Annotated in this window: 22 protein-coding genes and 1 pseudogene; 10 read left to right on the forward strand and 13 right to left on the reverse strand. The window is 67.7% G+C overall.

Annotated features, from left to right (window positions below):
- Positions 1–51: 51 nt before the first annotated feature.
- On the reverse strand, positions 52–618 hold the full coding sequence (locus IP78_RS07180) for a hypothetical protein (protein ID WP_054111016.1): 567 nt from the start codon (positions 616–618) through the stop codon (positions 52–54).
- A gap of 77 nt (positions 619–695) precedes the next feature.
- On the opposite strand from IP78_RS07180, the gene IP78_RS07185 reads away from it, so the two are divergent.
- A complete protein-coding gene (locus IP78_RS07185; RefSeq protein ID WP_054111035.1) occupies positions 696–1,043 on the forward strand; it encodes an arsenate reductase in 348 nt (115 codons plus the stop codon).
- Here the strand turns inward: IP78_RS07185 and IP78_RS07190 are convergent.
- Positions 1,040–1,279, reverse strand: coding sequence for a hypothetical protein (locus IP78_RS07190; RefSeq protein WP_054111017.1), 240 nt, complete (start codon positions 1,277–1,279; stop codon positions 1,040–1,042). The two genes, IP78_RS07185 and IP78_RS07190, sit on opposite strands and share 4 nt — an antisense overlap.
- A gap of 102 nt (positions 1,280–1,381) precedes the next feature.
- Positions 1,382–1,702 (reverse strand): UrcA family protein, encoded by a 321-nt coding sequence (locus tag IP78_RS07195; RefSeq protein ID WP_054111018.1) that lies wholly within the window; start codon positions 1,700–1,702, stop codon positions 1,382–1,384.
- Between the two features lie 224 nt (positions 1,703–1,926).
- Here IP78_RS07195 and IP78_RS07200 point away from each other — a divergent pair, with 224 nt between their 5' ends.
- From IP78_RS07200 to der, 7 genes are all read left to right on the forward strand, one after another.
- The gene (locus tag IP78_RS07200; protein WP_054111019.1) at positions 1,927–2,334 is read left to right on the forward strand and encodes a DUF6249 domain-containing protein; all 408 of its coding nucleotides are present in this window, start codon (positions 1,927–1,929) and stop codon (positions 2,332–2,334) included.
- Between the two features lie 28 nt (positions 2,335–2,362).
- On the forward strand, positions 2,363–2,926 hold the full coding sequence (locus IP78_RS07205) for an RNA polymerase sigma factor (RefSeq protein ID WP_054111020.1): 564 nt from the start codon (positions 2,363–2,365) through the stop codon (positions 2,924–2,926).
- Positions 2,916–3,335 carry a hypothetical protein gene (locus IP78_RS07210; protein WP_054111021.1) on the forward strand — a complete coding sequence of 140 codons (420 nt, stop codon included), beginning with the start codon at positions 2,916–2,918 and terminating at the stop codon, positions 3,333–3,335. The genes IP78_RS07205 and IP78_RS07210 overlap by 11 nt, the downstream gene beginning before the upstream one ends.
- Positions 3,336–3,510: 175 nt before the next feature.
- Positions 3,511–4,347 carry a 3-methyl-2-oxobutanoate hydroxymethyltransferase gene (gene panB / locus IP78_RS07215; RefSeq protein ID WP_054111022.1) on the forward strand — a complete coding sequence of 279 codons (837 nt, stop codon included), beginning with the start codon at positions 3,511–3,513 and terminating at the stop codon, positions 4,345–4,347.
- An 81-nt stretch (positions 4,348–4,428) separates the two neighbouring features.
- The gene (locus IP78_RS07220) at positions 4,429–5,184 is read left to right on the forward strand and encodes a tetratricopeptide repeat protein (protein WP_054111023.1); all 756 of its coding nucleotides are present in this window, start codon (positions 4,429–4,431) and stop codon (positions 5,182–5,184) included.
- 20 nt (positions 5,185–5,204) lie between these two features.
- Positions 5,205–6,656, forward strand: coding sequence for a PQQ-like beta-propeller repeat protein (locus IP78_RS07225; protein ID WP_054111036.1), 1,452 nt, complete (start codon positions 5,205–5,207; stop codon positions 6,654–6,656).
- Between the two features lie 27 nt (positions 6,657–6,683).
- Positions 6,684–8,297 carry a ribosome biogenesis GTPase Der gene (gene der, locus IP78_RS07230; protein WP_054111024.1) on the forward strand — a complete coding sequence of 538 codons (1,614 nt, stop codon included), beginning with the start codon at positions 6,684–6,686 and terminating at the stop codon, positions 8,295–8,297.
- Positions 8,298–8,444: 147 nt separating this feature from the next.
- On the opposite strand, the gene IP78_RS07235 is transcribed toward der, so the two are convergent.
- The 6 genes from IP78_RS07235 to rpsF form a co-directional block, all read right to left on the reverse strand.
- Positions 8,445–9,935, reverse strand: a complete 1,491-nt coding sequence (locus tag IP78_RS07235; protein ID WP_054111025.1) for a replicative DNA helicase — start codon at positions 9,933–9,935, stop codon at positions 8,445–8,447.
- Positions 9,936–10,058: 123 nt separating this feature from the next.
- Entirely contained in the window at positions 10,059–10,439 is a 381-nt protein-coding gene (locus tag IP78_RS07240; protein WP_054111026.1) for a hypothetical protein, read from the reverse strand.
- 95 nt (positions 10,440–10,534) lie between these two features.
- Positions 10,535–12,949 (reverse strand): TonB-dependent siderophore receptor, encoded by a 2,415-nt coding sequence (locus tag IP78_RS07245; RefSeq protein ID WP_054111027.1) that lies wholly within the window; start codon positions 12,947–12,949, stop codon positions 10,535–10,537.
- A gap of 347 nt (positions 12,950–13,296) precedes the next feature.
- Positions 13,297–13,881 (reverse strand): 50S ribosomal protein L9, encoded by a 585-nt coding sequence (rplI, locus tag IP78_RS07250; RefSeq protein ID WP_054111028.1) that lies wholly within the window; start codon positions 13,879–13,881, stop codon positions 13,297–13,299.
- 1 nt (position 13,882) lies between these two features.
- Positions 13,883–14,164: a 30S ribosomal protein S18 gene (gene rpsR, locus IP78_RS07255; RefSeq protein ID WP_054111029.1), complete on the reverse strand. Its 282-nt coding sequence runs from the start codon at positions 14,162–14,164 to the stop codon at positions 13,883–13,885.
- A gap of 14 nt (positions 14,165–14,178) precedes the next feature.
- A complete protein-coding gene (gene rpsF / locus IP78_RS07260; RefSeq protein WP_029415427.1) occupies positions 14,179–14,562 on the reverse strand; it encodes a 30S ribosomal protein S6 in 384 nt (127 codons plus the stop codon).
- A gap of 244 nt (positions 14,563–14,806) precedes the next feature.
- On the opposite strand from rpsF, the gene IP78_RS07265 reads away from it, so the two are divergent.
- The gene (locus IP78_RS07265) at positions 14,807–16,768 is read left to right on the forward strand and encodes an ATP-binding protein (RefSeq protein ID WP_197272405.1); all 1,962 of its coding nucleotides are present in this window, start codon (positions 14,807–14,809) and stop codon (positions 16,766–16,768) included.
- A gap of 71 nt (positions 16,769–16,839) precedes the next feature.
- On the forward strand, positions 16,840–17,787 hold the full coding sequence (gene fabD / locus IP78_RS07270) for an ACP S-malonyltransferase (RefSeq protein ID WP_054111031.1): 948 nt from the start codon (positions 16,840–16,842) through the stop codon (positions 17,785–17,787).
- An 18-nt stretch (positions 17,788–17,805) separates the two neighbouring features.
- Here the strand turns inward: fabD and IP78_RS07275 are convergent, their stop codons facing one another.
- From IP78_RS07275 to IP78_RS15505, 4 genes and pseudogenes are all read right to left on the reverse strand, one after another.
- The gene (locus IP78_RS07275) at positions 17,806–18,693 is read right to left on the reverse strand and encodes a pentapeptide repeat-containing protein (protein ID WP_054111037.1); all 888 of its coding nucleotides are present in this window, start codon (positions 18,691–18,693) and stop codon (positions 17,806–17,808) included.
- 63 nt (positions 18,694–18,756) lie between these two features.
- Positions 18,757–19,242 (reverse strand): pentapeptide repeat-containing protein, encoded by a 486-nt coding sequence (locus tag IP78_RS07280; protein WP_082384900.1) that lies wholly within the window; start codon positions 19,240–19,242, stop codon positions 18,757–18,759.
- A gap of 42 nt (positions 19,243–19,284) precedes the next feature.
- Entirely contained in the window at positions 19,285–19,713 is a 429-nt protein-coding gene (locus IP78_RS07285; RefSeq protein WP_054111033.1) for a thioesterase family protein, read from the reverse strand.
- Positions 19,710–21,226: pseudogene (locus tag IP78_RS15505) on the reverse strand (TSCPD domain-containing protein); the annotation flags it as partial. The pseudogene IP78_RS15505 and the gene IP78_RS07285, both read right to left, overlap by 4 nt.

Raw genomic sequence — 21,226 nt, forward strand, 5'->3', positions numbered from 1 at the left:
CCCGCCCCTCCCACCCGTTCACAGCGGAAGAGCGATGGGGCGCGCCCGTCGTCAGCCCAGCGCCTCCAGGCACGCCGTCTTCTTGGCCTCCAGCGCCGGGTCCGCGATGGTCTCGACCGCGGGCTTCAGCAGGCCCGTCGTCCGCGCATCGCCCGCGCACACCACGGCGGGCGACAGCCTCTGGCGCGCGACCTCCAGCACCCGCAGCGTCGCCGCCGGATCGGTCGCCAGCGCGGCCTTCAGGGCGGTGTCCAGCTCCGTGGCGCGTTCGCCGGTCGCGCCGGGCTCCAGGGCGGCGGCCACGTCCAGCCAGGCGGGCTCGGCCGAGGCGATGCCGACCAGGACGGTCGTCCAGCGCGATCCGGGCGTCCCGGCCTCCAGCGCGGCGATCGCGCCCTCTGGCCCGTTCAGCCCGACCAGCTGGGTCGCCTCGTCTGGCGTGACGGCCTGGCCGTTCTCCCAGGCGATCCGCACGCCCTCGGCAAAGCCCTTCGTCGCCTCCGGAATCTCGGCGGGCGCGGCCGGGGCCTCGGCCAGGGCCTTGGCGGCCGGCTCGGGCTCGGCCTGCGAACAGGCGGCCACGGCGACAAGGGCGATCAGGGACAGGCGGCGCATCATCTATCGGTCTCCGGGAAACAAGGCATCGGAAGCCTCGCCCCTTGCCGCGCGTCGCCGCCCGGCACTATCTCGGTTTCATGACACCGACCCTCTACGGCATCCCCAACTGCGACACGGTCAAGAAGGCCCGGACCTGGCTGGACCAGAACGGCCGCGCCTACGTCTTCCACGATTACAAGAAGGCCGGCATCGACCGGGCGACGCTGGAAGGCTGGGTCCAGACCCACGGCTGGGAAACCGTGCTGAACCGCGCCGGCACGACGTTTCGAGCCTTGCCGGAGGCCGACCGCGCGGACCTGACCGCCGCCAGGGCCATCGCCCTGATGCTGGCCCAGCCCTCGATGATCAAGCGGCCGGTGCTCGACCTTGGCGACCGCACGGTCGTGGGGTTCAAGCCGGAGATCTACGCGGCGACGTTCGCCTAGCCTTCGACGTCGGTGTCGGGCCGGTCGTGGCCGTCGGCCCGTTCGGTGACCCATTCGCCGTCGGTGGTCTCGAACTCGATCCAGGCGGTCTGGTCCGCGACCTTCTGCTCCCGGCTGGCCATGACCGCCGCGGCGCGCGCCGCGTCGTGGCTGGCGAAGGTCTCCGAGAAGGTATCACCGACCTTGTAGGCCCAGCCTCCGTCGTGTTCGACGATGCGATAGGTCACGTGGCTCATGGCGTGGCTCCAGTCGGCGTATCGGGTTTCATAGCGCGAATGGGGGTCGCGCGCACCTCGAGCGTGGGCGGAGTTGGACCTCAACCCCGCCCGCGCTTTCGGTCAGCGGATCGCGCGGAACCGTCCGGTGCTGGCCAGTTGCTGGCGCTGCGCCTCGGGCAGGGCGCGATAGGCGAGGCGACGCATCTCGATCCGACAGACGGCCGGGTCGCCCAGCCGGTCCGGCGTCACGATCTCGAGGTGCTCGGCGCAGAAGGCGCGGCTGGCGGCCCGGACCCGCTCGACGAAGCGGTCCTGATCGGCCGGACGAGCGAAGTCCAGATCGCCGACGACGACGCGCATTTCGGGCTCGGCCGGCGCGATGGGGGCAGGCGCGCCCTGCGGCATCATCAGGGCGACAGCGAAGACGAGGGATGCAGACATGGGAGGATCTCCAACAGGTTGTGGCGGGATCGCCACTTCGTCAGAGCCGTCGGCCGAGCGTGGCGGATGCGGGCGGACGCATTAAGTTTCCTCCATCCAGCCGAGCGTCGCCTTACGAAGAATTCACGTCCGTCCACGCATCCGCTGAGCCCCCCCGTTGCCTCTTGTGATCAGAAGGCCCGGGCATCAGGCTCCGGCCGTTCAGGAAAACGAGGGGACATCCCATGGAAGACTTCATTCCGCTGTTCGCCATCTTCGCGGTGTTCGGCACCATCACGGCCATTGTCATCGGCCCGACCTACCTGAAATCGAAAGAACGCCGCGAGATGCAGGCGACCGTCCGCGCCGCCATCGACAAGGGCCAGCCCCTGCCGCCCGAAGTCATCGAGGCGCTCGGCAAGGAAGCCACCAAGAACCTGCCCAGCCGCACCCGCGATATTCGACGGGGCATCATCTGGCTGGCGGTGGGTGTCGGCATCGCCGCCTTCAGCCTGATCAATGACATGACGTGGGAACGCGGCGAATGGGGCGGTCCTGATTTCGGCGGCGGCATGCTGGGCATAGCGGCGATCCCGATCACCATCGGCCTGGCCTTCATCGTCCTGAGTTTCTTCAACAAGAACAGGGACTGAGCCGAAGTCGGACAGGGGAACATCTGTCATGGCCCAGTCCCTGCTGGACAGGCACGACGTGGAGCTGGCGGCCCTGGCGGCCGCCGGTGGCCGGCGCGAGTTCGGCGAACTGGTGCGTCGTCACAGCTCGGCGGTGCGCATGCTGCTCCGGCGCATGGGCGCGCAGCCGGCCGAGGCCGACGACGTCGCCCAGGACGCCTTCCTCCAGGCCTTCGAGAAGTGCGCGGAGTTCCGGGGCGAGGGCACCTTCGCGGCCTGGGTCAAGCGCATCGCCGCGCGCCTTTATCTGAAGCGCAAGGCCAAGGACGCCCGCTATGTCGCCGAACTGGAGCCGGAACAGGCCGAGGTCACGGTGTCGCCGGATGCCGCCGGTCTGGTCGATCTGGACGAGGCCCTGAAAAGCCTCAGCGAGGTCGAGCGGATCTGCGTCTCCCTGTGTCACGGCGCGGGGCTGTCTCATCCCGAGATCGCCTCCGCCATGAATCTGCCGCTTGGAACGGTGAAGTCTCATGTCAAACGTGGTCTGGATAAACTCCGCGCCCGGCTTTCGGGGGGCGGGGAACCCGTGGGGAGGGCGGCGCATGTCGTCTGACGAGTTCGATCCCGAGATCGAGCGGCTGTTCAGCCGCTCGCCGCAGATGGCCGACGCGACATTGTTCGCGGCCGAGGTCGAGACGAAGCTGCAGTCCTCCAGCCGGGTCCGTACCGTCGCCCTGACCGTCGCTGGCCTGATCGGCGGGATGATCGCGGTGCGCGAGACGACCAATGTCAGCCTGAACCTGAACGACAGCCAGGGTCCGGTCGCCGGGCGGGCCATCGGCCAGGGCGTGCAGGCGGCGTCGGTGAATGTTCAGGATGCGGTCCAGACCGGTCTTCAGCAGATCGGTCTGGCTGACGTGTCGCTGGGGGCGATGGGCGGGATGCAGCTGTTCTGGATCGCGGCCGGGGCCCTGATCGCGCTCGCGGCCGCAGGCGTCATGCGGCTGTCGCAGGAGGTCTGACACCCCTCTCTCCGCTCATTCTGGCGACCCGAAGGGCGGCGCGGAGTAGTCAAGGCCGGGACCCAGTCCCTTGGGCGCTCTGACCGACGAACGAGGTGGCTCCGGCGCACCGTGCCTCGCAAAAGAACGGGGTCCCGGCTTTCGCCGGGATGAGTGGAAGGGTTAGAGTGATGTCATGTCCAAGCAGTCCAATGACGCCGTCCGACGCCTCGCCGCGCCAGACATCATGCGGCGAAAGGGCGGCGAGCCCATCGTCTGCCTGACCGCCTATGACGCCCCGACGGCCGAGTTGCTGGACCCGCACTGCGACCTGCTGCTGGTCGGCGACAGCGTCGGCATGGTCGTCCATGGCCTGCCCAACACGGTCGGGGTGACGCTGGAGATGATGATCCTGCACGGCCAGGCGGTCATGCGGGGATCAAAGCGGGCGATGGTCGTCATCGACATGCCGTTCGGCAGCTATGAAGGCGGCAAGGAGATCGCCTATCAGAACTGCGCTCGCGTCATGAAGGAGACCGGTGCCCAGGCGGTGAAACTGGAAAGCGGCCCGACCGTGCCCCAGACCATCGAATACCTGGTCCAGCGCGGCATCCCGGTCATGGGTCACGTCGGCCTGCGGCCCCAGGCGGTGCTGACCGAGGGCGCCTTCAAGGCCAAGGGCAAGAGCGAAGACGAGCGGCTGCGCGTCATCGCCGAGGCCGAGGCCACCGCTGATGCCGGGGCCTTCGCCATCGTGGTGGAGGGCACCGCCGAGCCGGTCGCCGCCGAGATCACGCGGTCGATCGACAAGCCGACCATCGGCATCGGGGCGTCGGCCGCCTGCGACGGCCAGATCCTGGTGACGCCCGACATGCTGGGCCTGTTCGACTGGACGCCCAAGTTCGTGCGTCGCTATGCCGACCTGCGCGGAGAGATCGACCGGGCGGTCAAGGGTTACGCCGACGACGTTCGCGCCCGCCGTTTTCCTGCCGAAGTCGAGACCTACTTCTCGAAAAAGCCCGCCACGCCCTAGGGGTCGATTGCGGGCGCGGGGTCGAACCTCTAGGGTCCGCGCCGATTTGGCTTTGCAGCGTTTTTTCGGGGCAGCGACTCAGTGACGGACGTCTTTGAAGAGGTCGAGGAAGAGATCCGCTCGGAGCGGCTGAAACGCCTCGCGCGTCAGTGGCTGCCCATCGTTGGCGGTCTCCTCGCGGTGGCCCTGGTGGCCGCCCTGGCCTGGTGGGGCTGGCAGAGCTGGCAGACCGGCAAGGCGCATGACGCCTCAGTCGCCTATCAACGCGGCATGGAAGCACTGCAGTCCGGTGACAACGCCGGGGCCGAGACCGCCTTCGCCGAGGCCGCCGAGAAGGGCAATGGAGCCTACAAGTCGCTCGCGCTCCAGCAGCGTGCCGGTCTGGCGCTGGCGTCGAATCGTACGGAAGACGCCGTCGCTTTGTTTGACGAGGCCGCCCGCGCCTCGGGTGATCCGGTCCTCGCTGACCCGGCCCGGTTCAAGGCCGCGCTTCTGGTCATGGACACCGGCACGCTCGAACAGATCACAGAGCGTCTGGAGCCGCTGATCGAGGAAGGCCGTCCGATGCGGCCCTTCGCCCAGGAGGCCCTGGCGCTGGCGCGCATCCAGCATGGACAGGCCGCCGAGGCGCGTGAACTTCTGACGCTGCTGACGCTGGGTCAGGACGTGCCAGAGCCCGTGCGCCAGCGCGCCCAGGCCGCCATCGGCCTGATCGACAGCGAGACGGCGGCTGGTCTCGCCGCGATCGTCGCGGCCCAGCAGGTCGTTCCGCCCGCACCGGTGCTACAGGTGCCCCCGACCGCCGAAGGCGCGCCCGCCGAGGCTCCCGCCCAGTGATGTTCGAGACCGGAGACCGGATGACCCGCGTGACGCGCGCTCTCAAGATCGTGGCCGTCGTCGGCCTGGCGGCGACCGTCGCCTCCTGCGCCTCGGCGCGCCGGATCCTGCCGTTTGGCTTGGGTCAGGACAACACGCCCCAGGCGACGGCGAGCGAGGGGGATCGCATCTCGATCCTGTCATTTGAGCAGACCGTGACGCCTTCGGCGGCACTGGCAGGTCGGGACTTCCTGGTGACGGGGCCGTCGGCCCGGACCTCATGGCCGATGGCCGGCGGCACGCCCGAGAACCTGGTCGAGCACAGCATCGCCGCGCCAGAGTTCACCATCGGCTGGCGACGCGGCATTGGCCGGGGCTCCAGCCGCACGACCCAGGTGATGGCGCCGCCGGTGGCCGCCGATGGCCGCATCTACGTCATGGATGGCGAGTCGACCGTGACGGCCGTGGACGCCGCGTCGGGTCAGATCGTGTGGCGTCGCGATGTCAAGCCGACAGGCCGCGAAGCCGCGGGCGGAGTCGCGGTATTCGGCCTGCCCGTGCCCCTGGTCAGTTCGGGTGGAGGGCCGCTGGAAGGCGGCTTTGGTGGCGGTCTGGCAGTGGGCGGCGGTCGGCTCTATGTCGCGTCCGGCTATCGCACCATGTCGGCGCTGGACGCCGCGACCGGCAATGTCGTCTGGACCCAGGCTGTCGATGTGCCCCTGCGTGGCGCGCCGACGCTGGCGGGCAACCGGATTTACGTCGTCGACGTCGACAATCAGATCATCGCCTTCAACACCCAGACGGGCCAGCAGGACTGGTCCTATCGCGGTATCGTCGAGCCGGCGCGCGTGATGCGCGCCTCAAGCCCGGCGGTCAGCGGCGATACGGTCATCGCGCCCTTCTCCTCCGGCGAGGTGGTTGCCCTGCGCGCCTCGAACGGTCAGCCGGTCTGGAACCAGGTTCTGTCGCGCACCAGCCGCACCAGCGCCCTGTCCGAGATCCGCGACATCGCGGGTCGGCCGGTGGTCTCGCGCGGCTTCGTCTATGCCGTCGGTCACTCCGGTGTGATGCAGGCCATGGACATCCGGACCGGCCAGCCGCGCTGGTCTCTGCCCATCGGCGGTGTCAATGCGCCCCTGCCTGTCGGGGACGTGGTCTATGTCGTGTCCAAGACTGGAGAGCTGACCGTCGTCAATCGCGACAGCGGCGCGGTTTACTGGACCCGCAATCTGAACGAGGGCCGCGTTCGTCAGGAGGGGGGCTTCCTCGGTTTTGGCGATCGAACAGTGCGGCCGGAGTGGTCGGGGCCGATCCTGGCGTCCAACCGCCTGGTACTGGTGAACTCCGACGGCGAGGCCGTGGCCTTCGACCCGAAGACGGGTGCCCAGACGGCGTCGATCCGTCTCGGCGGGCCGGCGTTCCTGTCGCCCATCGCCTACAACGGGCAACTCTATGTCCTGACGGACAACGGTGATCTGGTCAGCATTCGCTGACCGGCCGAAACACGCTAGAAGGCCGGCATGGCATTGAAGGTCGCCATCGTCGGCCGCCCCAACGTGGGCAAGTCGACCCTGTTCAACCGGCTGGTAGGCAAGCGCCTGGCGCTCGTCGACGACCGGCCGGGGGTCACCCGTGACCGGCGTTATGCCGATGGAAACATCGGTGACCTCGACCTGACCCTGATCGACACCGCCGGCTATGAGGACGTCACCGACGAGAGCCTGGAAGCCCGCATGCGCGAGCAGACCGAGGCCGCCATCGAGGACGCCGACCTGATCCTGTTCATGATGGACGCGCGGGAGGGCGTGACGTCGCTGGACCGCATCTTCGCCGATCGCCTCAGGAAGCAGCACAAGCCGGTCGTTATCCTGGCCAACAAGTCCGAGAGCCGGGAATCCGGGGGCGGCGTGGGCGAGGCTCATGCCCTGGGCTTCGGCGAGCCCGTTGCCATCTCCGCCGAGCACGGCGAGGGCATGGCGGACCTCTATCAGGCCATCGTGGCGGCCTCGGCCGACATCTTCGTCGAGGAGGTCGACGAGCCCGACAAGCCGATCCGCATCGCCATCATCGGCCGCCCGAACGCGGGCAAGTCGACCCTCGTCAACCGCCTGATCGGCGAGGACCGTCTGCTGGTTGGCCCCGAGGCGGGGATCACCCGCGATTCGATCTCGGTCGACTGGGTCTACGAAGGTCAGAACATCCGCCTGGTCGACACGGCCGGCATGCGACGCAAGGCCCGCGTTCAGGAGAAGCTGGAGAAGCTGTCGGTCGCCGATACCCTTCGGGCCATCACCTTCGCCGAGGTCGTCGTGCTGGTGATGGACAAGGACAACGCCTTCGACGTTCAGGACCTGCAGCTCGCCGATCTGGTCGAGCGCGAGGGCAGGGCGCTGGTCTATGTCGCCAGCAAGTGGGACCTCGAGGAAGAGCCCCAGTCGCGCCTGGCCGAGCTCAAGCGCATGGCCGACGACAAGCTGCCCCAGCTCAAGGGCTCGGAGTTCGTCGCCCTGTCGGCCCACTCCGGGCGCGGCGTCGAGCGGCTGATGCCGGCGGTGCTCAAGGCCCACGCGACCTGGTCGGTCAAGGTCAAGACCAAGGACCTGAATGACTGGCTGGCCATGGCGACCCAGCGCCACCCGCCGCCCGCCGTCGACGGCAAGCGCATCAAGACCAAGTACATGGCCCAGACCAAGGCGCGGCCTCCGACCTTCGTGCTGTTCGCCAGCCGGGGCGGGGCCTTGCCGGACCACTACATCCGCTACCTGACCAACTCCTTGCGCGAGAGCTTTGATCTTCCAGGTGTTCCGCTGCGCCTGACGATCAAGGGCAACTCGGCCAACCCCTATGCCGAGGGCGGCGCCAAGTCCGGGCCTGAGCGCTACAAGGGCGACGCCAAGACCGCGCCGCGCAAGGTCCGCAAGAAGGAAGAGGAAGAGTCCCGTCTTCCCGGCAAGGCGCTGGAGCAGAAGAAGACCCGGGTCGCCAAGCCCCGTGTCATCGGCGCGGTGAAGGCCTCGGCGTCCAAGAAGGCGGGGTCTTCGGTCGCCGTCCAGAAGGGCGCGCGCGGCGGTGCCCGCCAGGTCAGTCGCTCGGGCCGGATCCGCACGGGTCAGAAGCAGGGGCCGCGGAAGTAATCCTCTGCCACTCATCCCCGCGAAAGCGGGGATCCAGTTCTTTGGGCGATGGATGGCGCCGAGGGCACCTGTCAGCCGATCCCAGTTGCCGTGCCTCATTCAAGCACTGGGTCGCCGCTTTCGCCGGGATGCGCGGAGGGTTGATACTTACTCGGGAATGTCGCTGAAGTTTCCGTAGCGACCGTTTGGTGCCAGATTACCGAACCGGGTGGTGTCAGGGTCAAAGCTTAGTTTGACGATACCGATCGGGCCGTGTCGTTGCTTGCCGATAACGACTTCAGCGACCCGATAGATTTCATCCATCTTGTTCGCCCAATCCATGTACTCCTCTTTGCGCTCGTCGGCTGGCTTCATGCGCTCGTGGTAGTAAGCCTCCCGGTAGACGAACATGACGGCGTCGGCGTCCTGCTCGATCGAGCCGGACTCGCGCAGGTCCGACAGCTGGGGCCGCTTGTCCTCGCGCGCCTCGACCTGACGCGACAGCTGTGACAGGGCGATGATCGGGACGTTCAGCTCCTTGGCCAGGGCCTTCAAGCCACCGGTGATCTCCGACACCTCCTGCACCCGGTTCTTCTGGCCGTTGCCCTCGCCGACCGTCACGAGCTGCAGGTAGTCGACGATGATCAGGTCCAGGCCCTGTTCGGCCCGCTTCAGACGGCGGGCGCGGGCGGCCAGCTTGGAGATCGAGATGCCGCCGGTGGCGTCGATGTAGAGCGGGCTCTCGCCGATCTCGATGGCGGCGTCGCGGACCTTGCCGAAGTCGGCCGCGTCGATCTCGCCCTTCCTCAGCCGGTCCGACGAGACTCCCGAGGCGTCGGCCAGGATTCGCATGGCCAGCTGCTCGGCGCTCATTTCCAGCGAGAAGAAGGCCACCACGCCGCCGGACACGGTCTTCCGCCCATCCGGCGTCGGCTCCCAGCGGTAGTTGCGCGCCACGTTGAAGGCGATGTTGGTCGCCAGCGCCGTCTTGCCCATCGACGGACGCCCCGCGAGGATCAGCAGGTCGGACGGATGCATGCCGCCCAGCTTCTGATCCAGATCGTGAAGGTGTGTCGCGAGACCGGCCAGCTTGCCGTCCCGCTGATAGGCCTCGCCGGCCATCTGCACGGCCCCGGCGAGCGCGGTCGAGAAGCTGACGAAGCCGGAGGAGGGGGCACCGTTCTCGGCCAGGGAATAGAGGGTCAGCTCCGCCTGCTCGATCTGCTCGATCGCGGGCGTCTCGGGATCGGGCGCGTCCTTGATGATATCGCCGCCGATGCGGATCAGGTCGCGGCGCAGGGCCAGGTCATAGACGACGCGGGCGTAGTCCGGCGCATTGGCCCCGGGCGGCGCGCGATCCATCAGGTCGGCGAGGTAGCGCAAACCGCCGAACTCGGCGAAGGCCGGGTCCTGCTTGAATCGCTCCATCAGGATGGTCGGCTCAGCCAGCAGGCCCTGACGGATGTGGTCTTCGATGGCGTCGTAGAGCCGCTGGTGAAAGGGTTCGTAGAAGTGCGATCCCTTCAGCCGGTCCGACAGGCGCTCGAACACGCCGTTGTCGAACATCAGGGCGCCCAGCAGCGCCTGCTCGGCCTCCAGGTTGTGGGGAAGGGAGGGGAGATGGACCGTGTCGGCGGAGATGGGAGCGAAGGCGTTCATCGGGTTAACGCTTACCCTTCGCACGCCCCTGCGACAGTCCTGGACGTAGCCTTCCCTGGGGGTTGAATCGGTCGCGCTGTGGACCGCTGGAAAATCCTGAAACGGATCAGTTCCGGCGTGCGATCAGGCGGCGGGGCAAGGGTAGCGCGAGGCCAGCCAGGACCGGATTCCGTCGGTCGGCGTCATCCGCTGGCGCCGGGTCTGGGGAATGGCGTTCAGGTAGTCCAGCAACTGGCGTGGGTTCATCTGGATCCGTTCCGGCGGGCAGGCGGGCGGCGTGCGGCCGGCCGCGCGGGCGTCTCTGACCTCGGCGCTGACGGTCGTCATCGAGGCATTGAACTCCCGCACCAGCCGGCGCGCGTCGGAGCGGATCGCCGAGGTCGGGTTCAGCGGGATGCGGTTCGCCTCGGTGACGAAGGCGTCCAGCGTACGCGACTGCGCCAGACAGGGCGTCGATGCGAGCAGCGCGAGGCCGATGCCCACGACGACGATGGTCTTGCCCATGTTTCAGTTCCCCCGGCTTTCCGCCCTTGATTGGCAAGGAAACCCGGTGATGAGGCGAAACGGGGGCGACGATGCGCGTCGCCCCCGATCTCTTGTCACCAGTTCAGGCTGAGCCTGGCGTAGGCATATCGCCCGTTGAAACCGAAGGGCGAGTAGAAGGGGAAGCCGAGTACGCCATTCGAGTTCAGGCTGGCCGGGGTGAAATCCGGGTACTCGTCGAACACATTGTCGACGCCGAGGGTCAGGCCAACCCTGTCCGTGAACTGATAGCTGCCCGACAGATCCACCACCGTCTTGTCGCCAGTAAAGTAATCGCTTGCCGCCGTCGTCCCCGGCTGGGTCACGCTGGCGTAATAGGTCGCGCGCGCAGACGCCGTCCACGGGCCGAGCTCCCAATCGACCGAGCTCGCGACCTTCGTATCGGGGGTTCCTTCTTCAAAGGTCAGGATGCGCTGGCGGTTGAAGAGGGTCGGCGCCGGGTTGAGGACCGAAGTGCTGGTCGGAAAGCGTGTGACGTCGACCTCGTTGAAGTTGGCCGCCACGGTGAAGGCGAAGTCGCCCGCCGTCTCCGTATCGAGGCGATAGCGGGCCACGATGTCCACCCCTTGCGTCTCGGTCTCCACGCCGTTGATGAAGAAGCGCGCAGCCTGAATGCCGAGAGGATCCAGCAGGCTGGCGACCTGAGGGCTGAATGTGCGGTTGATGTTCTCCGACAAGGCGATCTGGTCTTCGATGACGATCCGATAGGCGTCGATGGTCAGGTCGAAGCCTCCGAGGCGGACGACTGCGCCGAGCGCGTAGTTGGTCGAGGTCTCGGCATCGAGCGGCTCGGCCCCCAGAATCTGCGCGATGGTGCTGGTCGCCGGGAATGTTCCGGTCTCGACCACCTGGCCGCTCTGAATGACCGACGCGGTGGCGGTGTAGAAGCTTTGCTGCAGCGAAGGCGCGCGGAAGCCGGTCGAGATCGAACCCCGTAGCGCGAAGTTCGGCGTGAAATCGTAGCGCGCTGAGATCTTTCCGGTCTGATTGTCCCCAAAGTCGGAATAGTCTTCCACGCGCAGGGCGCCCTGCACCGTCAACCGGTCGGTCAGCGGCAACTCGACCTCGGCGTAGAGGCCGACCGCGTCGCGGTCCTGGTCCACCTCGTTGGAGGGTTGAAAGCCGACGAAGCCCTGGGCGCCGCCCGCCAGGGCGGTGTTTCCCCCGAGCGGACCGCGATTGTAGCTCTCCGGTTGGCCGGCCACGATCTCATAGGTCTCGCGCCGGGCCTCCAGACCCCAGGCGAAGGTGAGGGGCCCCGACAGGCCGATCTCGAACTCGCGTACGAAGTCGGCCCCGAACACCAACTGGTCGTAGATGGTCTCGCCCGAGTCGAAGCTGGTCGGCGAGGCCGCGCCGTAGGTCGAGTTCAGGGAGTTCTCGGTGCGATACTCAAGGGCGTTGCGGCCATAGACGAGGCTGAAGTCCGCGTCCCATCCTGCGATCACGCCGCGCAGGCCCCCGGCCAGCGACAAGTCTTGCGAGTTGATGGCGATCAGGGGCAGGAAGCCATTGGGGTAGACGGCCGCGACGTTGTTCACATTGTCCGACAGGCGTGGAAAAGCGGCGCTCTCGCTGTCGCGGTCCTGGAAACCGGCCCAGCCATAGGCTTCCCATCCAGCGGCCAGCGGCTTGCCTGCGTTGGCAAAGACCGTGAACTGATCAACCTCGGGGTCGCCGAGACGCGCGGTCACGCGGCCGCCGGCAGCGGCTCGTGGATCGATGTCGGAGCGGTTGGTCGGATCGCGCTGCAGATACTCCGCCGACAGGGTCAGAAAGCCGTCCGAGCCGAGCGCCAGCCCCTGCCAGCCTGAGACGGTGACGGTCTGGCCATCCTCCTCGTCACGGCTGCCCCGCGCCGCCTCGACCTCGGTAAAGTACTGGCCGTAGGTGACGTTCAATCCGCCGCCCAAGCGCGCCTCCTTCAGGCGCAGGTTGACCACACCGGCGATGGCGTCGGAGCCGTACTGGGCCGACGCACCGTCGCGCAGGACCTCGACGGTGTTCAGTGCGCCGGTCGGGATGGCGTTCAGATCGACCGCCGCCGCGCCGCGCCCGACCGAACCGTTGACGTTGACCAGCGCCGAGGCATGCCGGCGCGTGCCGTTGACCAGAACCAGCGTCTGGTCTGGTTGAAGCCCACGCAGGGTGGCGGGGCGGATCGAATCCGTGCCGTCGGTTACGGCGGGACGCGGGAAGGTCAGGGAAGGCACGGCCTGGGCCAGGGCGGCGGCGAGTTCCGTGGTGCCGCGATTGGTCAGGGTGTCGGCGGTGATGACGTCGACCGGGGCGAGCGTGTCGAGCCGCGATCGATTGGCGGCGCGCGTGCCGGTCACAACGATTTCGTCCAGAACGGCGTCGTCCTGACCGGAAGCCGGCGCATCCTGGGCATGCGCAGGAAGGGCGAGGCAGGACAACGCCGCGAGAGACGAGAAGCCAAAGAGAAGAGCGCGTGTGGTGCGTTGGGTCATGATCTGTCCTGATGCCGTGAACCGACGCCCGTGCGTCGGCTGTCTTGTTGCGACTCCTCCGGGGCAACCGAAGGGTGGCGCACGTTCGGCCGCGCACGATCGTTGCGCGTCGGGCGGCCGTCGGACGTCCGCGAACAAGCTGAGTTGCCTAAAGCTCCCGTGCAAGCAACCATCTTGCGAACTCGCCGGGTCGTTGCAATTTCGACATAGTTCCGGTCGGAGGGCGCGAGGACGCGCAATTTTCTTCCACCCCGTCCCGAGCCGTGGACCCCGAACGGAAAAAGGGCGCGTCCGAGGACGCGCCCTTTCCGTCTTGCTGAAACGCCGGCTAACCGAACTGAAAGCGATCAGGCCTCGGAGCCGAGGCCTTCCTGCTGGCCGGCGCCGCCTTCGACCATGTCGCGGGCCTGCTCAGCGGCCGCTTCACGTTCCTGCTCGTAGGCCGATTTGATCACGTCCTCGCCACGGGCCTGACGTTCGGCCTCGTCGGCCGAGCGGGCCACGTTGATCTTGACCGTGGCGGTGACCTCGGGGTGCAGGCGGACCAGCACTTCGTGGACGCCCAGCGTCTTGATCGCGACGTTCAGGACGACCTGCGAACGCTCGACCTTGCCGCCTTCGGCCTGGACGGCCTCGGCGACGTCGCGGCCGGCGACCGAGCCGTACAGCTGGCCGGTTTCACCGGCCTGGCGGATCATGACGTAGGACTGACCGTCGATCTTGTCGGCGATCTTCTGGGCCTCGGCCTTGTTCTTCTCGTTGCGGGCCTCGATGGCCGCGCGGTCGAGTTCGAACTTCTCCAGGTTCTTCGACGTGGCGCGCAGCGCCTTGTCGCGGGGCAGGAGGAAGTTGCGGGCGAAGCCGTCCTTGACGGTGACGACGTCGCCAATGGCGCCGAGGTTCTCGACGCGCTCCAGGAGAACGACCTTCATCTTACTTCACCACGTAGGGCAGGAGGGCCAGATAGCGGGCGCGCTTGATGGCCTTGGCCAGTTCGCGCTGCTTGATCTGGGACACGGCGGTGATGCGCGAGGGCACGATCTTGCCGCGTTCGGAAATGTAACGCTGGAGCAACTTGACGTCCTTGTAGTCGATCTTCGGCGCGCCCTCGCCCGAGAACGGGCAGGTCTTGCGGCGACGATTGAAGGGACGGCGCGGGCCGGCCGAGGCGTTGACGGGCGTGCCGGGCACGTTGGAGGAGTGGGTGTCGGACATGGTTCGATCTCTCCTTAGGCGGCCAGCTCGGCGTCGTCGCGCGGACCACGCTCACGTTCGCGCTCACGCTCGCGCTCGCGACGGGCCAGAAGCGGCGACAGTTCGAGGTCCAGTTCCTCGACGCGGACGGTGAGCCAGCGCAGGACGTCCTCGTTGATCGACAGCTGGCGCTCGACCTCGGCCATGGCGGCCGGCGGGCAGTCGATGGCGAGCAGCGAATAGTGCGCCTTGCGGTTCTTCTTGACCCGGTAGGTCAGGTTGCGCAGGCCCCAGTATTCGATCTTGGCGACCGTGCCGCCGCCGGCGACGATCAGGTCCTTGATGGTGTCGTTGAGGGCTTCGGCCTGTTGCGCGCTGATGTCCTGGCGCGACATGACCGTGTGCTCGTAAAGAGCCATTCGTTCGTCTCCCGTTTTGGGCGTCGGCGCCGAAGGACCGGGTTCAGTCCGTCCGACGATGGTTCCCGAGGCGGCGGCCGGGAGGAGTTCCCGAACCCTTTGGCGTTCCGCTCCGGGACCGAGGCCCTGGAAAGCGGGCGCGTATAGGGGAAAAGGCCCGGCGGGGCAAGCCATGCGCCTGTCGCCTTCACCACGATCGGTTAAGCTGCGACGTGTAGTGAGGACTGAGTCGGAGGGAGCCTGCTTGTCTAACGCCCCACAGCGCCAGCTTGACGATGAGGCGTTCGCCCCCCAGGCGACGTCCAGCGCGGCGGGGTTGAGACTCGCTGACATCATCGACGCCGCGCGCATTGGGGCCTGGTCCTGGAACCTTCAGACCGGCGAGCTGTGGCTGAATGAGCGCTGGGCCGAGATGCTGGGGTACACCCTGGCCGAGCTGGCCCCGGTCTCGATCGAGACCTGCGCGCGCCTGCGCCATCCCGACGACCAGGCCGCGGCGATGCTGAAGGCCGAACGGCATCTGTTGGGGTTGGAGCCCTACTTCGAGGCCGAGGTGCGGATGCGCCACAAGGCGGGCCACTGGGTCTGGATCCTGGATCGCGCCCGGCTGGTCTCCCGATCCGACGACGGGCGGCCCCTGCTGATGGTCGGCGCCCACGAGGACATCACGGCGCGAAAGACCTCGGAATTGCGGCTGGCGCTGGCCACCGAGCGCTTGGGGCTTTGTCTGGACATCGCCGGTCTGGGGGTCTGGGAAAAGAACATAGAAAACGGTGACTTCTCGTTCGACGCCACGATGCGGGCGATCTATGGGCTCGACGGCGACGACGCGCCCATTCCCAACGACGTGGCGATGGGTCGTGTGCATCCGGACGATCGCGACATGCTGCTGCGCGACGGCCGAGCCGCCTTCGAGACCGGCAAGCCCGTCCAGTCCCGGTTCCGCGTCGTAACGCCTGAGGGTATCGAGCGCCATGTCCTGGGGCATGCGGCGGCCACGACCGGAAGCGAGGGCCGGCCCGTTCTGCTTGGGGTCAATCGGGACATTACAGACGACGTTCAGCGCACGGCCGAGCTGGAGGCCAAGCGGGTCGAGGCCGAGGCCGCGGCTGTCGCCAAGGGTCAGTTCCTGGCGACGATGAGCCACGAGATCCGCACGCCCATGAACGGCGTGATCGGAATGCTGGAGGTGTTGCGGCGCGCCGAACTTGAACCGGCCCACCGGGAGCACGCCGACATCGCCCTGCAATCGGCGAGGAACCTGCTGCACATCCTTGACGACATTCTGGAGATTTCCAGGCTTGAGGCGGGGCAGATCCGGCTGGAACCGATCGCCTTCGATCCTCGGGCTCTGATCGCCGAGGTGGCCGACCTGTTCAGTCGCTCGGTACTGCGGCCGGGGGTCGAGTTGATCACCCAGATCGAGGCCGGCATGCCCGATCAGGTCACCGCCGACGCCAACCGCCTGCGTCAGATCGTGACGAACTTCGTCGGCAATGCCGTCAAGTTCACCGAGGCCGGCCGGATCGTCGTCGAGGTGGGCTACCGACCGGATGACGGCCATTTGCGGGTCGCGGTCAGGGATACCGGCATTGGCATAGCGCCAGAGGTCTGCGCGAGGCTGTTCCAGCGGTTCGTCCAGGCGGACGGATCGACCACCCGGCGGTATGGCGGCACAGGCCTGGGTCTGGCGATCTGCAAGCAGTACGCAGAGCTGATGGGCGGATGCGTCGGTGTCGAGAGCCAGCAAGGCGTCGGCAGCCTGTTCTGGGTCGAAATCCCCGCGCTGATCGCCGAGCGAGAGGCCGGGGCCGTCGAAGCGGACGCCCCGGCTGGGGCTCGTCCCCTGCGAGTTCTGGTGGCCGAGGACAATGAAACGAATCAAAGGGTCGTCGCGGCCCTGCTGAGCAGCTTCGGACACAGCTTCACCATCGTGCCCGACGGCGCCCAGGCCCTCGCGGCGGTGTCGAGCGCGGACTACGACGCCATTCTGATGGACGTGCAGATGCCCGTCATGGATGGGCCGACCGCCACGCGCCACATTCGGGCCCTGGGTGGACGAGCCAGCATGTTGCCCATCATCGCGCTCACGGCCAACGCCATGCCGGGCCAGCGCGCGGAATACCTCGCGGCGGGAATGACGGACTATCTGTCAAAGCCCGTTGATGTGTCCGCGCTTTACGAGGCCTTGGCCCGGGTGGGCTGAGCCCGGCTTGCTCCGACGCATCGCTTGTCCTACCCCTCGCGGCCTTCGCTTGGCTGCAACGGACCTCGCTCATGACCCTCGCTCTCCTTTTCCCCGGACAAGGCAGTCAGGCCGTCGGCATGGGGGCGGCGCTGGCCGATGCCTTCGCCAGCGCGCGCGAGGTGTTCGGAGAGGTGGACGAGGCGCTGGGACAGGACCTGTCGGGCCTGATGCGCAATGGGCCGGAGGATCAACTCACCCTGACCGAGAACGCCCAGCCGGCCCTGATGGCCGTATCATTGGCGGTCATGCGGGTGCTGGAGAAGGATTTCGGCATCGGGGTGGATCGCGCCGCCTTCGTGGCCGGGCATTCGCTGGGCGAGTACTCGGCGCTTGCGGCGGCGCAGGCGCTGACGGTGGCCGATACGGCACGGCTGTTGAAGCTGCGTGGCCAGGCCATGCAGCGGGCCGTGCCGGTAGGGCAGGGAGCGATGGCCTCGCTGATCGGGCCGAAGACGGACCTGGCGCTGGCGGAGGCAGCGGCGGCGGCGGGTGCCGAGCTCGGAGTCTGCGTCGTGGCCAACGACAACAACAACGGCAATGTGGTGATCTCAGGTGAGAAGGCGGCGGTGGACCGCGCCATAGAAAAGGCCAAGGAGCTGGGCGCGCGCGCTATCCCGCTGAACGTCTCAGCACCGTTCCACTGCCCTCTGATGCAGCCCGCAGCGGATGAGATGGCTACGGCGCTTGCTTCTGCCGCGCTTGAGCGGCCGACGGTGCCCGTCGTGGCCAACGTCACGGCAATAGCGGAGATGGACGCCGACACCATCCGCCGGCTGCTCGTCGAGCAGGTCACTGGCCGCGTGCGCTGGCGCGAATCCATGGAATGGATGGCGACAGAGGGCGGTGTCACCCGTTTCGTCGAGGTCGGCTCGGGCAAGGTCTTGACCGGGATGGCCAAACGCATTGCGCCGGATGCCGAGAGCCTGGCGCTGAATACGCCAGAGGACATCGAAGCGTTCGCCGCGGTCCTGGGGTAGTCGCGGCCCTCGAAGTCCTTAGTTCGTGTCGGCGATCACGATGTTTCGGCGCGGCTGGGGCGGGGCCGGCGGTGCCGGTGGGCGCGGTGCGCGGATGACGACGCGGGTGCAGGTGCGGGCTGTCAGGTTGCGAGGCAGGCGCGTGGTCGAGTCACCGCAGGCCGTGGAAATCTGAGCTTGGGTCAGCCCCGTGGCCCGCGACAGATCTGCGCCGCGAATGTCGGCCCTGTTCAGGGAGGCGTCTGTGAAGTTTGAGCGGCTAAACGTCGCTCCCGATAGCCGCGCTCCGTCCATTTCAGCGTTCACGAAGCTGGATGAGCTGAAGTCGCCGTTCGCCATATTGGCGGCATTCAGCTTGGCGTCGGAGAAATTGGAGTTACGGGCACTGACGTTCGCCAGGGTCGTCCCGAACAGCTCGGCGCCGGATAGGTTCGCCCGTGTCAAGATCGCCGAGTTCATGTTGGCCCCGACGAGCTCGGCAAGGTTCAGGTTCGCGTCAGTCAGGTCTGCGCGCGCAAAGTTGGCTCCCTGCGCTTCCGCTCCATTCAGCACGGCGCTGTTGAAGATCGCGGAGGCGAAATTCGATCCGACCAGCTCGGCCCCGTGAAGGTCCGCCCGGCTGAAGTCGGAGGAGGAGAAGTTCGACCCGACCAGCTCGGCCCCGCGCAGATTGGTACCGACCAGGGTAGCCGAAACGAAAGACGCGCCGGTGAAGGTGGCGCCGGACAGATTGCGACCCGACAGTTCACAGCGGTTGCAGGAGCCACCGAGCGAGACCATGCGCGCCACGTCCCGTTCCTGCCACTGCAACTGCATCTCGGCAGAGGCCGAGCCAGCGGCGAACAGGGCACCGACTGAAGCGGCGGCGGCGAGGAGGCGACGAAGGGTGGTCGGGTTCTGGGTCACGACCTCAAGATGGTCCCTGTCGTGGCGGAATCCCACTTAAATCGCGGTAAGGTCCGCAGGATGTCAGCAGGCCGGGATGGTCAGGCGGCCGGGCAGGGTGGTGGAAGCATCGCCGCAGGCCGTGTTCAGTTGGCGCTGGGTCAGGCCGGTGGCGCGGGCCAGCTGGGCGCCGGAAAAGTTTGCACCCGACAGGGTCGCGCCCGAGAAGTTGGAGCCCTCCAGATAAGCGCCGACCCAGCTGGAGTTGGTCAGGTTGGCGCCGCTGAAGTTGGAAGAGGAGAAGACGCCGCCGTAGGCCTCGACGTCGCGAAGGTCGGCGTTGGTGAAGCGGGTCCGGTTCATGGCGGCCAGGCTGAGATCGGCCTGGCGGATGCGGGCGCCGGACAGGTTCTGGCCGCGCGTCTCTATGCCGGAGAAATCGCCCTGGAACAGGTTGCAGCCGGGGCAGGAGGCGCCGGCCCGCACCCGCGCGATCTGGCCGGCGTTCTGGGCCTGGGCGGGCGCCGCCAGCAGGCACACGAGGAGCAGGGCGAGGGACGGCTTGGTCACGGCTGACATTCCGGGGCGGTGAAGACCCTGCGACAATCGTGTTCAGGGTTTACCATCTTCTGAACTTTCGCCAGCGGACGTCGTGGCCGCGAGCGCAAGGCGGAACGTCTCCGACAGTGGGATGGACGCGCCATCCACCGCCCGGACATAGGTCAGCCAGACCTCGACCAGCACGGCGCCGTCCCGCATCACGTCGATCCTGAGGGCGTAGCTCGAGCGCCCGATCCGGTCGACGCGAACCCCGATGTCCAGCAGGTCGTCGAAGCGCGCGGGAGCCCGGAAGCTGGCTCGTGCATCGACCACATAGCTTTCAAGGAGGTCCGGCGTGCTTGTCTGCACCACGCCGAGCGCCCGCAGGAACTCGGTCGCAGCCACGTCCGCGTAGAGGAAGTAGTTCGGGTTGAAGACCACGCCCTGGGCGTCCACCTCGGCCCAGCGGACCCGGAGCGGATGAGAGAAGGCCGTTGTCATCCCTGCATCGACGGGGCGATGCCGCAGGCGTCGCAGACGAAGGCTCCACCTCGCCTCTGGAGGGTGAAGTCGCCGCAGGCCGGGCAGGCGTCGGCGTCGTGGGTCAGGACAGGGGGCGGCTCGGGCTCGGCGCGACGGGCAAACGGCAGGACGACGAGATTGTCCGGGGCCGCGCCCCGGGCGAAGCCGCGCGAGATGAAGTGGGACGCCGGCACGAGTTCGTCGGCCTTGCCGCCGCCAAGACCGTCCGCGTCGAGCGGCTCGGCGTCGGCGTTGGCCAGTTCGTGGCGGCCCAGATAGGACACGCCCAGTTCGCGGAAGATGTAGTCAAGGATCGAGGTCGCCGAGCCGATGGAGTCGTTGCCGGTGACGCGGCCGGCGGGCTCGAAGCGGGTGAAGACGAAGGCGTCCACGAACTCGTCCAGCGGCACGCCGTATTGCAGCCCGATCGAGATGGCGATGGCGAAGTTGTTCATCAGGCTGCGGAAGGCGGCGCCTTCCTTGTGCATGTCGATGAAGATCTCGCCGAGCTCGCCGTCGTCGTATTCGCCGGTGTGGATGTAGACCTTGTGGCCGCCGACGGCCGCCTTCTGGATATAGCCCTTCCTGCGATCCGGCAGCTTGCGGCGCGTGCGGTCGCGTTCGACGACGCGCTCGACGATGGTCTCGATGGGGGGCGCGGCCGACTCAGGCGCGCGGCGGGCCTCGGGCTCGTGCAGGACGAGCGAGGGTTCGGCAGGCGCGGAGGTCGGGATCAGGCGGACCGGTTGCGCGGCGACGACGGCCTCCCGGATGACGGCTTCGACCGCGCTGAGGGTCGCTGTCCAGGGCAGGACATGCCCGGCGACGACAGGGATGTCTCCGAACGTGGCCAGTGATCGATCGAGCGCTGCGCCGACGGCAGCCGGATCGCCGCAAAGGGCGGTCAGTTCGTCCGGCGTGCCGGTCCATCCCGACAGGTCGTCCCGCCCGAAGACATAGGCGCGAGCGGCCTCCAGGGCCTCGGCAGGAGCGAGAGCGGCGAGCAGGGCGTTGGGTGGAGTCGCTTCCGGATCGAGGCCCAGCACGTCGCGGATGAAGCCCGCGTCCAGCACGGGCGGGGCGAAGGCGTCCTCCAGCGTCTCGACCGAGGCGAGGGCGCGCTCGACGGCCTCCAGTTCCGCGTCGGTGAAGCCGAGGCCGCGCAAGTGATCGTGATCCAGGCCGGGGGCCCCGATGAGGGTGCGACGGCCCAGCACCCAGCGTTCCGCCTCTTCCGGATCTCCGCCCGAGGCCGCGATGGCGGCGTGGAAGGCGGGGTGCAGACGACGCACGGTCTCGCCCCAGTCGGTCTGCACCGTCTGGGCGGGCGTCAGCGCGCCGAGGCCGAGACGCAGCGAGGTTTCGGCGTCCGGCGGGGCAAGGGCGATCAGGGTGTTGCGACGTCCGGAGGATCGAAGGGCGGACACCGCCGCGTCGAGCGCGGCCCGCGCGCGATCCGACACGCTGCCTTCGCCGAGCCGGTCGCGGCGGG

Source organism: Brevundimonas sp. AAP58 (genome assembly GCF_001295975.1).
Classification (GTDB): domain Bacteria; phylum Pseudomonadota; class Alphaproteobacteria; order Caulobacterales; family Caulobacteraceae; genus Brevundimonas.

Bases quoted from the DNA above. Each gene is read 5' to 3' on its own strand.
- IP78_RS07210 (WP_054111021.1), top strand. From the start codon at position 2,916: ATGTCGTCTGACGAGTTCGATCCCGAGATCGAGCGGCTGTTCAGCCGC.
- rpsF (WP_029415427.1), bottom strand. From the start codon at position 14,562: ATGGCTCTTTACGAGCACACGGTCATGTCGCGCCAGGACATCAGCGCG.
- IP78_RS07245 (WP_054111027.1), bottom strand. From the start codon at position 12,949: ATGACCCAACGCACCACACGCGCTCTTCTCTTTGGCTTCTCGTCTCTC.
- IP78_RS07205 (WP_054111020.1), top strand. From the start codon at position 2,363: ATGGCCCAGTCCCTGCTGGACAGGCACGACGTGGAGCTGGCGGCCCTG.
- IP78_RS07285 (WP_054111033.1), bottom strand. From the start codon at position 19,713: ATGACAACGGCCTTCTCTCATCCGCTCCGGGTCCGCTGGGCCGAGGTG.
- IP78_RS07195 (WP_054111018.1), bottom strand. From the start codon at position 1,702: ATGTCTGCATCCCTCGTCTTCGCTGTCGCCCTGATGATGCCGCAGGGC.
- panB (WP_054111022.1), top strand. From the start codon at position 3,511: ATGTCCAAGCAGTCCAATGACGCCGTCCGACGCCTCGCCGCGCCAGAC.
- IP78_RS07185 (WP_054111035.1), top strand. From the start codon at position 696: ATGACACCGACCCTCTACGGCATCCCCAACTGCGACACGGTCAAGAAG.
- IP78_RS07180 (WP_054111016.1), bottom strand. From the start codon at position 618: ATGATGCGCCGCCTGTCCCTGATCGCCCTTGTCGCCGTGGCCGCCTGT.
- rpsR (WP_054111029.1), bottom strand. From the start codon at position 14,164: ATGTCCGACACCCACTCCTCCAACGTGCCCGGCACGCCCGTCAACGCC.
- IP78_RS07240 (WP_054111026.1), bottom strand. From the start codon at position 10,439: ATGGGCAAGACCATCGTCGTCGTGGGCATCGGCCTCGCGCTGCTCGCA.
- IP78_RS07225 (WP_054111036.1), top strand. From the start codon at position 5,205: ATGACCCGCGTGACGCGCGCTCTCAAGATCGTGGCCGTCGTCGGCCTG.
- fabD (WP_054111031.1), top strand. From the start codon at position 16,840: ATGACCCTCGCTCTCCTTTTCCCCGGACAAGGCAGTCAGGCCGTCGGC.
- IP78_RS07235 (WP_054111025.1), bottom strand. From the start codon at position 9,935: ATGAACGCCTTCGCTCCCATCTCCGCCGACACGGTCCATCTCCCCTCC.
- IP78_RS07190 (WP_054111017.1), bottom strand. From the start codon at position 1,279: ATGAGCCACGTGACCTATCGCATCGTCGAACACGACGGAGGCTGGGCC.
- IP78_RS07200 (WP_054111019.1), top strand. From the start codon at position 1,927: ATGGAAGACTTCATTCCGCTGTTCGCCATCTTCGCGGTGTTCGGCACC.
- rplI (WP_054111028.1), bottom strand. From the start codon at position 13,881: ATGAAGGTCGTTCTCCTGGAGCGCGTCGAGAACCTCGGCGCCATTGGC.
- der (WP_054111024.1), top strand. From the start codon at position 6,684: ATGGCATTGAAGGTCGCCATCGTCGGCCGCCCCAACGTGGGCAAGTCG.